The following is an 8,755-nucleotide window of genomic DNA, read 5'->3' on the forward strand; positions in this document are numbered from 1 at the left end:
CTGCCCCTAAGGTTCGAGAGGCCGACCTGAGGAGACACATCGTGAAGCATCCGCGCGTCATCATCTCCGCCTTGGCGCTGGCCCTCGCCGTCAGCACCCTCGCCGCGGGGTGTACCGCCTCACCGCAGAGCGCCATGCGGGTGACGGCTGAGGCGACCGATGCTCCCGGGGCAGTGAGCCACCAGAGTCAGTCCCGCAAAGACTGCATCGGCACCGCCCGCAACGACCGTTCGAAGATCTGGTTCACGGTGGCGAACGGGATTCTGTCCGACGTGTACGCCCCCACCGTTGACGCGACAAATGTAGAGACAATGCAGTTCCTCGTCACCGACGGCGCTAGTTTCACCGACCTGCAGAGTCGTGACATGACCTACTCGGTGTCAGCGGATGCCACGGGCATGGTGTGCACGGTGACGTCGACCGCCAGAAGCGGCGCGTACCGACTGGTAAACCGGTATTTCACTGATCCGCAGCGCAATAGCGTGGTCGTGCGCACGACGTTTGTGCCGCTCTCCGCCGACGCGAAGAAGAACCCGTCGACGTACAAACTTTTCGTGCGACTGGACGCGAACGCGGGCGGTAACGGCGGCGGCGGCTCGGCGAACGGTGGGGCGGATTCTGCGGTCATCGACACCTCGACGGCGTCGCCTGTGCCCGTCTCATTTGACATGAACACCCAGAGCCAGGCGGACCGCTCCGCGTATGCGGTGCCGTCGTTCCTCGCCGTGGCGGCCGACTCCCCCTTCGACCGAATCAGCAGCGGCTTTGTCGGCACACCGAGCGACGGCCTCACTCAACTCGATGCATCGCATGCCCTGACCGCAACCGGTACGACGGCCACGGACGGCAATGTGGAACAGACCATGGGCCTGCAGCGTGACGCGCTCAACCAGTCGACGCTGGCCCTGGGATTCGGCACCAGCCGGGCGTCCGCCGTCGAGACGGCCCAGGCCACGGTGGCCACGCCCCTCGCGCGCATGCAGGGCGGCTACACGGCCGGGTGGGCGAGCTATGACCGCGGCCTGACGGCACCGGCTCTCTCGGCCGCCGGGCTCACTGCCGCCCAGCTGAAGACGGCGACCCGAAGTTACTTTCGTGCCGCGAATGTGGTGAAGGCCTCGGAGGACAAGACCTATCCCGGTGCCATCGTGGCGGGAGTCAACGCCCCGTGGGGGCAGTCCATCCCGGCCAACGATCCAAACAACCTGTTCGTGGGCGGCTACAAGGAGGTTTTCGCGCGCGACCTCTACGAGGCCTGGACGGCCCTGTACACCGCCGGGGATATGGCCACTGCCCGCGACACCGTTCGCTACCTGCTGCTCTCCAGTCAGCAGGCCAACGGATCGCAGCCGCGCAACTCGCTGCTCGACGGCACCAAGGCCGCGGATGCCTTCAATGACCAGCTCGATGAGACGGCATATCCCCTGCTGATGGCCCTGCAATCGGGCCTCGCCGATGACAACGACCTGTGGCCGCATGTGAAGCTTGCGGCCAATTTTCTGATCAGCCACGGCCCCAGTTTCGGCGTGGAACGGTGGGAAGAACAGCCCGGCTACTCCCCCTCAACGATCGCCGCTCAGATCGCCGGGCTGGTGGCGGCCGCGGCAATCGCCGACCAGCACGGCGATCCAACCAGCGCAGCGGTGTGGCGCGCGACCGCCGACCAGTACCAGCGGTCGATCACGACGTGGGGCGTGACGACAACCGGCCCGCTGTCGATGTCGCCCTATTTCATCCGCCTCTCCAAGACCGGCGACCCGAACGCCGCGATCAGCTACAACGTCGGAAACGGCGGGCCCACGCTCGATCAACGAGCCATCGTGGATGCCGGCTTCCTCGAATATGTGCGTTTGGGCATACTTCCGGCGACCGACCCCACGATTCTCGATTCCCTCGTTGTCACGGATGCGACGCTCCAGCGGTCCACCGAGAGCGGGGCCGGGTGGCTGCGCTACAACGGCGACGGCTACGGCGACTGCTTCGTCGGCGTAGCGACGAACTGCGCTGTCACCGGAGCGCCGTGGACCAACAACTTCTCGGGGCTCGGACATCCGTGGCCGGTGCTCGGCGTCGAGCGCGCTCAGCAGTACCTCGCGCAGGGACAGGCGGGCGAAGCCGCGGCTCAGCTTGTGGCGATCAACGCCATGAATTCGGGCCCGGGTCTTGTGCCCGAGCAGGTCTGGGACCAGACGCCCGTTCCGGCGTCGCCATTCGGGAGCGATCCGGCTACCGCATCAATCGGTTTCGTGAACGGCCAGTCGGTGGGATCGGCGTCTCCGCTTACCTGGGGATCGGCTGCCCAGGTGCGCCTCACAGCAGCTCTGGGAGCAGGCCGATCGCTTGAGCAGCCCGCGGAGGTTCGTGACCGCTACGTGAGCACGACGCAGGCAACCACCCCACTGACCGTGACCGCGCCGACGGAGGGTTCACAGACGCCAGCCACGACGACGGTGTCCGGCACAGCCGAGCCGGGCGCCGGGATCTCCCTTGCCCGCGTCGCCACGGACGAGGACAGCCAGACCGCGACGGCGCACACCACCGCCGATGCGACCGGCGCATTCACCGTCGACGTGCCTTCGGCATTCGGCACCAATGTCATCGTCATCACGAGCATCGCGGCCGGCGGCGGAACTGCCCAGCTTGTGCGGTCGGTGGTGAGCGACGCCGTCGACGGAGAGCTCATCTTCAGCCGGGGCGACCCGGTGGGCGACGACAACGGACCGCGCAACTACGCCTACCCGACGTCGGGCGATTTCACACCAGATGCCTTCGATCTGACCGGGTTTGAGATGTACGACACGGGTTCGAGTGTGACCTTCCGGGTGAAGACGCGCGACCTGACGCCTGCGTTCGGCTCGCCGAATGGCGCCCAGCTCGTGGATGTCTACGTGCACAGCCCGGAGGGGACGGCGTCGTCGACCTCCTCAGCCTTCCCCAGCATGAACTATCAACTCGCCGAGCCGTGGAGCAGACTCATCGAGGTGCAGGGCTTCGGCAACAACCGTTTCGTTGATTCGATCGGAATCAGTGTGGGTTCGCTCAGTGTGCGTGCGAATCCGACCACCGATTTCATCTCCTTCCGCGTGGACAAGGCGGCGCTCGGCGGTACGCCGGTCAGCGGATGGGGATTCACCGTGGCTCTGACCGGCCAGGACGGCACCCAGGGCCCTGACCAAACCCGCGCCTTCACCCCGACGCCCGGAGCGTTCACGTTTGGTGTGTGCGCCACGGCTCGCGCAAACGCCCTCTGTTCAGCCGACCCGACATCTGTACCGAGGGTCATGGACATCCTCACCCCGGACGGCGTCACGCAATCGACAGAACTGGACTACACCGCTCAGGATCCGGTCGTGCTTCCGGCCGTTGTGATTCCTTAGCGCAGCTCGCACCCGAACCCGTGTCGTAGACCCCGCGACGCACGGGCACCACTCCCGTGAAATGATGAGGCATGCCTACAACCGCTTCCCCGCTGGGTCTCTTGCTCGATGTCGACGGACCCATCGCAAGCCCGATCACGCGCACCATCGCGACCCCCAGCATCCTGACCGACCTCGTCACTCTCGCGGGCGCCAACGTGCCCATTGCCTTCATCACCGGTCGATCGGCCGCGTTCATTCGCGATCAGGTCGTCGCCCCGCTCCTTCAGGAGGGGCTGCCCGACACGTTCCGCATGTACGGAGTCTGCGAAAAAGGGGCCGTCTGGTTTGCGATCGGCGCCGACGGCATGGGCGAGGTCGTGGTCGACGACAGCGTGGCACTGCCGCAGGCCGTCATCGGCGAGCTGCGCACACTCGTGCACGATGATTTCGCCGACACGATGTTCTTCGACGAGACCAAACAGGCCATGGTCTCGGTGGAACAGCGAACGGATGTGCCCAGCGACGCCTACAAGAGACGTCAGCCAGCGTTCAACCGAGCCGCCTTTGCCATCCTTGAGCGCCACGGCCTTGGGGTGCGCTTCGAAGACCGGGTCGCGCCGGACTCCGCCGGTGCCGTGCCGTTCCGCCTCGACGCCACCATCATCTCCACCGATATTGAGTCGGTCACCCTCGACAAGAACCACGCGGCCGAACGCGCCCTCGCCTTCTTCGCCGAAGGCGGGCCGCTCCCCCGCCTCTGGCGCTCAGTCGGCGATTCCCGCAGCGACTACCGGATGGCGGACCACTTGCACGAAGCCGGCTACGACGTGTCCCATGTCGACGTGCGTCCGCTCGACGGCATCCTCGATCGCCCCTATCCCGTCATCGTGATGGGTGAACAGATCCACGATGAGGCCGGAGCCAGCTTTCTCGACTACTGGGTGGAGAAGCTCGGCCTGCGCTAGGCAGCCCCTCGTGGCTGCACGGTCTCGCCGCGACGGCGACTCGTACCTCGTCCCCTAGCTGGAGACGAAGCGGATGCCGTTCTGGAGGGTGCTGCGCAGTTCGAAGACCTTCTCAAAGCTACCCCGATCCATCCCCGGAAAACCGTCACGCAAGAGACCGTTCAGGCGGGACCGGGGTACGACGATGACCAGAGGATGCCGTCCGCGCTTGGCCACTGTGGGGGTGCCGTCGACGTCGCCGTCGGGAACAACGACGATGAGTCCCGTGAAGCGAACGCGCACCAGACGTGTGAAGGACTTTGCACTGGCCTGGAAGCTGTGCACCGGGTCTTCCTCGTCGGGGATTTCATCGCCCACGAGTTCTCCACGGCGCAGCGAAACCGTGCTCCCCCAGTCTTCCGACAGGATTCCGAAGAGTCCCGCGGGGCCGAGCACGACGTGATCGAGCTTGTCGCGCCCGTTGCCGCAGTCCACGTCGTGCCACGCCGTGAACCCGATACCGAGACCAGAGACGAGATGAGCAGTCGCTTCCTCGGCCAGGGCCTTGGCCAGGGTGTGCCGAATTCCCCGGGGTGCCGACCGCACGAGAGACGGAAGATAGGGGTCGTCGACGACAGTTCCTCGGCCGGCCCATTCCCTGATCAGGGTGAGGTAACGCTGTCGCACCTGCCCACCCGGGTGGCCGTGCATTCGTGTCTTGAGCCCCGTCTGTGATGACCGGGACGACGACCCGGACCCTGGCGTGGAGGAACCACTGAAGGCACCTGCCGTGGGCTCCGGGTCACCGAAGCGCGTGCGATCGTAGGCGGCTCGACTCTCCGCGCTGCCCACCCGCTCCCACGCGATCTGCACGGCATGGAATTGCGCAGCACTTCCGCCGACGTCGGGATGCGTTTTGCGCAGCTTCAGCCGATACGCACGTCGTAGTTCTTCATCAGTCGCCTGGGACGATACTCCCAACACCTCATATGGTGTGGACGCGGCAGGGCTCTCGTGCATCCGGGGCGGAACCTTTCATACGGTCAAAGTTCGGTGAGTGAATAAATTAACATACCGCGCCCGCCTGAAATACCGCCGAGGGCGGTTGTTCGCGCGGTAACTATGCGACGATCAGCTGGTGAAGAGTCCCGGCCCCGTGCGCCACATACATCGCTCCAGCACTCGACTTCTGGCGATGCTCGTGGTGGGCGTCGCCGCGGCCCTGGTGACCGGGCTACTCAACGCCTGGCTGTTTTCGCTCATCATCGGCTGGGCCGCCGCATGCGTGACCTACATCACGTGGGTCTGGCTGGCGGTCCGCCGACTGGATGCCAGCGGCACCGCACGACACGCCACTCGTGAAGATCCGTCCCGCCGGGTCTCTGAACTGCTCGTGCTCCTCGCGAGCCTGGGCAGTCTGGGTGCAATCGCTTTTCTTCTCACAGCCGCCTCGACCTCCACCCTCTCCCAAAAAGGCGGCTTGGCAGCCATCGCCGTGGCCAGCGTCGCACTATCGTGGGCCTTGATCCACACGCTCTACACGCTGCGATACGCCTCGCTCTATTACCGTGGCGTCGACGGCGGAATCGACTTCGCTCGGCAGGAGGCCCCGAACTACGGAGACTTCGCGTATCTGGCCTTCACGATCGGCATGACCTACCAGGTCTCGGACACTCCCATTCAGACCCACGCGATTCGCATGACGGCGCTGCGACACGCACTGCTGTCATTTCCGTTCGGCGCCGGCATCCTGGCCGCCCTGATCAATCTGGTGGCCGGGCTGCTGCCCTAAGCGCCTCAGTTCCGCAGGATGTGGAACGGGATCGCCAGCGAGACGGAAATAGCCAGAATCCCTGAGATGAAGATCGCGCCCTGAAGGGCCGGAGCCGTGAAAGCAAAACCAAAAAGCCAGATACCCAGAACGAATATCGCAAAGGCGATAATAAAGGCGACGACGTTCATGTGGTGATCCTCTCGATGTGGTGACCGCTGAAATTCTCGGGGCACCTCATTCGAGCGTACCGTTCATGGCCGATTGACCTTAACCAAACGGGGCAAGACGAGCCAGATCAGCCCAGTCGCGAGCAAAATCACACCCCCGGCCACCAGACCTGCCACACGACCGACCACGATGTCGAAGATGAGGAGCGCGGTTCCGGTCAGCACCACCGAGAGCCCGATCAGGGTCGCTCGCAAGAGGACGCTGCCGATCGCGACAACCTGCACCATGGCATGACGATGGAACAGGTGCCGATGGAGGCTCACCAGGCCGATCCCGAGGGCCGTGGTGATGATGGCCGAGGAGATCAGTGTCAGGTAAATCGTGATCTGGTAGCTATCCAGGGTCTGGAAGCGAGGCTGGAACGCCGCTGCCAGCAGGAAGCCCGTGATGATCTGGGTGCCCGTCTGCGTGACCCGAAGCTCCTGGAGAATCGAGATCCAATTGCGGTCCAGACGTTCCGTCCTGGTTTCATGGCGTCCGTTTGTCTGTTCGCCGGGTGCCGGATGATCGAGATAGGGCATGGATGCCCCACTACATGGTGTCGCTGTGGGCAGAGTCGCGGACAACGGGCTCGATGAGATCCGGACCGTTTCCGACCACGGGTGCCACCTCATAGAAACGCAGGCTCTCCGCCAGTGACCGCGATGCCGCGACGGCGGCATCCACGAATTCCTGGTCTCCGACGGTGTGCGGGTCAAGCCACTGATCCCACGTCTCTTCGGGGAGAGCCACAGGGATCCGGTCGTGAATCGCAGAAAGAGGGCCCTGGGCATCCGCTGTGAGGATGGTCGCCGAGAGTACCCACCGGGCGGGGTCATCATCCGCGAGTGACGGGTTTCTCCACCAGGAATAGAGGCCGGCGAAGGCGAGCGGCAGTCCGTCATCGGAGTGCACGAAATACGGCGTCTTCGTCGTTCCGACGGTGTGCCACTCGTAATAGCCGGTGGCCGGTACAAGGGCCCGCCGGGACGCGACGGACTTCTTGAACGTCGGCTTCTCTGCTGCGGATTCGGAGCGGGCGTTGAAAGTGGGAAAGGACGACGTCATTTCGGTGGCGAAGGACGGAATGAGAGACCACCGGGCAGATTCGAGACGGCGCACAGCAGGGTCCTGTTTGGCGGACTCGAGCACAATCGGGATCTGCTCGGTGGGTTTGATGTTCCACGAGGGCTCGGGCAGGTTGCTCCCCTCATGCTCGACTTCGAACATGGCGGCGAGATCGGACGCCGTATCGGTAATGATGAATCGACCACACATACAGACCAGATTACTCCAGCCTCGTCTGCATGCAGCGGAGTCGACATCGGCTAGCGTCAATTCAATGGATGACCGATTCGGCGACGACCGCTATAGCGCAGATGTACTTTCTCCCGGCTGGCAGAAGGTCGGCCGCATCGTGATCCCCACCCAGGAAGCAACCCGTGAGCTCGTGGTCGAAGAGGTGGCAACCGGCTTTTGCGGTGCCGTCATGCGGGTCGAGAAGAACATCGTCACTCTCGAGGACAGGCACGGCAAGCTCAGGCTCTTTCCGCTCGGCAGCGGCTTCCTCCTTGAGGGCAAGCCGGTGACTCTGGTTGCCCCCACCATGGCGGCCGCTCTTGGGCGCGCCCGCACCGCCTCGGGATCAATGGCCGTGAAGGACGCGCCGGCGCGCGTCGCCCGGGCGAGTCGCATTTTTGTGGAAGGTCGCCACGACGCGGAACTTGTGGAAAAGGTCTGGGGCGCGGACCTGCGTATCGAGGGTGTCGTCGTGGAGTATCTGGAAGGCATTGACCACCTCGAAGAGATCCTCGCGGAGTTCAAGCCCACGACCACGCGCAAGGTCGGCGTTCTCGTCGACCATCTCGTGCCGGGATCCAAGGAGAGCCGAATCGCAGAAGCGGTGGCGCGTGGACCGCACAGACGTACCGTCCTTGTCGTCGGACACCCATACGTCGACGTGTGGCAGGCGGTGAAACCGGCCAGAGTCGGGTTGAAGGAGTGGCCTCAGATCGCGCGCAGCATCGAGTGGAAGCACGGAATCTGTGACGCGCTCGGCTGGCCTCATGAGGAGCAGGCCGACATCGCTCGCGCCTGGCAGCGCATTCTCGGGCAGGTTCGCACCTACGCCGACCTCGAGCCCCAACTGCTCGGTCGCGTCGAGCAGCTCATCGACTTCGTCACGGCGGAATGACACGTGCATGTCCACATTTCGGGGGACAGGGCGTGAAAAAGTATGACGGTTTTGTTCCGAAATGCCGCCCAATTGAGCAACCATCCAGAGATGTGGGCTAGTGTTGGTTCTGAAGTTGTAGTGCTTGCACGTCTTAAACGTATCGACCTCGGTTGATGCGCCACATTCCTTTCGGAAGCGGACGACGAATACCGCGACGAACGGCCCCGACAGTCGGGGTCGGTCTAACACTCCTGGAGGAGTTTTACAAATGGCAACAGGTACCGTGAAATGGTTC

8 protein-coding genes are annotated in these 8,755 nt (G+C 64.1%); 4 read left to right on the forward strand and 4 right to left on the reverse strand.

The window, feature by feature from the left end:
* The first annotated feature begins 41 nt into the window (after positions 1-41).
* Both JF66_RS03925 and JF66_RS03930 read left to right on the forward strand, forming a co-directional pair.
* Positions 42-3,377, forward strand: coding sequence for a glucodextranase DOMON-like domain-containing protein (locus tag JF66_RS03925; protein WP_197059312.1), 3,336 nt, complete (start codon positions 42-44; stop codon positions 3,375-3,377).
* Positions 3,378-3,448: 71 nt separating this feature from the next.
* Complete coding sequence (locus JF66_RS03930; RefSeq protein WP_035875467.1) at positions 3,449-4,324, forward strand: hypothetical protein; 876 nt, start codon at positions 3,449-3,451, stop codon at positions 4,322-4,324.
* Between the two features lie 54 nt (positions 4,325-4,378).
* On the opposite strand, the gene JF66_RS03935 is transcribed toward JF66_RS03930, so the two are convergent.
* On the reverse strand, positions 4,379-5,287 hold the full coding sequence (locus JF66_RS03935; protein ID WP_369797945.1) for a J domain-containing protein: 909 nt from the start codon (positions 5,285-5,287) through the stop codon (positions 4,379-4,381).
* 154 nt (positions 5,288-5,441) lie between these two features.
* Here JF66_RS03935 and JF66_RS03940 point away from each other — a divergent pair, with 154 nt between their 5' ends.
* Positions 5,442-6,095: a DUF1345 domain-containing protein gene (locus JF66_RS03940; protein ID WP_035875471.1), complete on the forward strand. Its 654-nt coding sequence runs from the start codon at positions 5,442-5,444 to the stop codon at positions 6,093-6,095.
* A 5-nt stretch (positions 6,096-6,100) separates the two neighbouring features.
* Here the strand turns inward: JF66_RS03940 and JF66_RS23485 are convergent, their stop codons facing one another.
* The 3 genes from JF66_RS23485 to JF66_RS03950 all read right to left on the reverse strand — a co-directional run bounded on the left by JF66_RS23485 (position 6,101) and on the right by JF66_RS03950 (position 7,562).
* The gene (locus tag JF66_RS23485; RefSeq protein ID WP_197059313.1) at positions 6,101-6,265 is read right to left on the reverse strand and encodes a hypothetical protein; all 165 of its coding nucleotides are present in this window, start codon (positions 6,263-6,265) and stop codon (positions 6,101-6,103) included.
* A 63-nt stretch (positions 6,266-6,328) separates the two neighbouring features.
* On the reverse strand, positions 6,329-6,826 hold the full coding sequence (locus JF66_RS03945; protein ID WP_035875474.1) for a DUF6328 family protein: 498 nt from the start codon (positions 6,824-6,826) through the stop codon (positions 6,329-6,331).
* 10 nt (positions 6,827-6,836) lie between these two features.
* Positions 6,837-7,562: an SOS response-associated peptidase gene (locus JF66_RS03950; RefSeq protein ID WP_035875476.1), complete on the reverse strand. Its 726-nt coding sequence runs from the start codon at positions 7,560-7,562 to the stop codon at positions 6,837-6,839.
* A gap of 64 nt (positions 7,563-7,626) precedes the next feature.
* Between JF66_RS03950 and JF66_RS03955 the strand changes: the two genes are divergently transcribed.
* Positions 7,627-8,478 carry a DUF3097 domain-containing protein gene (locus JF66_RS03955; protein ID WP_035875478.1) on the forward strand — a complete coding sequence of 284 codons (852 nt, stop codon included), beginning with the start codon at positions 7,627-7,629 and terminating at the stop codon, positions 8,476-8,478.
* The last annotated feature ends 277 nt before the right edge of the window (positions 8,479-8,755 follow it).

The organism is Cryobacterium sp. MLB-32 (assembly GCF_000738085.1).
GTDB lineage: Bacteria > Actinomycetota > Actinomycetes > Actinomycetales > Microbacteriaceae > Cryobacterium.

What these genes read in the sequence shown, in the direction of transcription:
- JF66_RS03930 (WP_035875467.1), top strand. Translation starts at nt 3,449, where the DNA reads ATGCCTACAACCGCTTCCCCGCTGGGTCTCTTGCTCGATGTCGACGGA.
- JF66_RS03945 (WP_035875474.1), bottom strand. Translation starts at nt 6,826, where the DNA reads ATGCCCTATCTCGATCATCCGGCACCCGGCGAACAGACAAACGGACGC.
- JF66_RS03950 (WP_035875476.1), bottom strand. Translation starts at nt 7,562, where the DNA reads ATGTGTGGTCGATTCATCATTACCGATACGGCGTCCGATCTCGCCGCC.
- JF66_RS03955 (WP_035875478.1), top strand. Translation starts at nt 7,627, where the DNA reads ATGGATGACCGATTCGGCGACGACCGCTATAGCGCAGATGTACTTTCT.
- JF66_RS23485 (WP_197059313.1), bottom strand. Translation starts at nt 6,265, where the DNA reads ATGAACGTCGTCGCCTTTATTATCGCCTTTGCGATATTCGTTCTGGGT.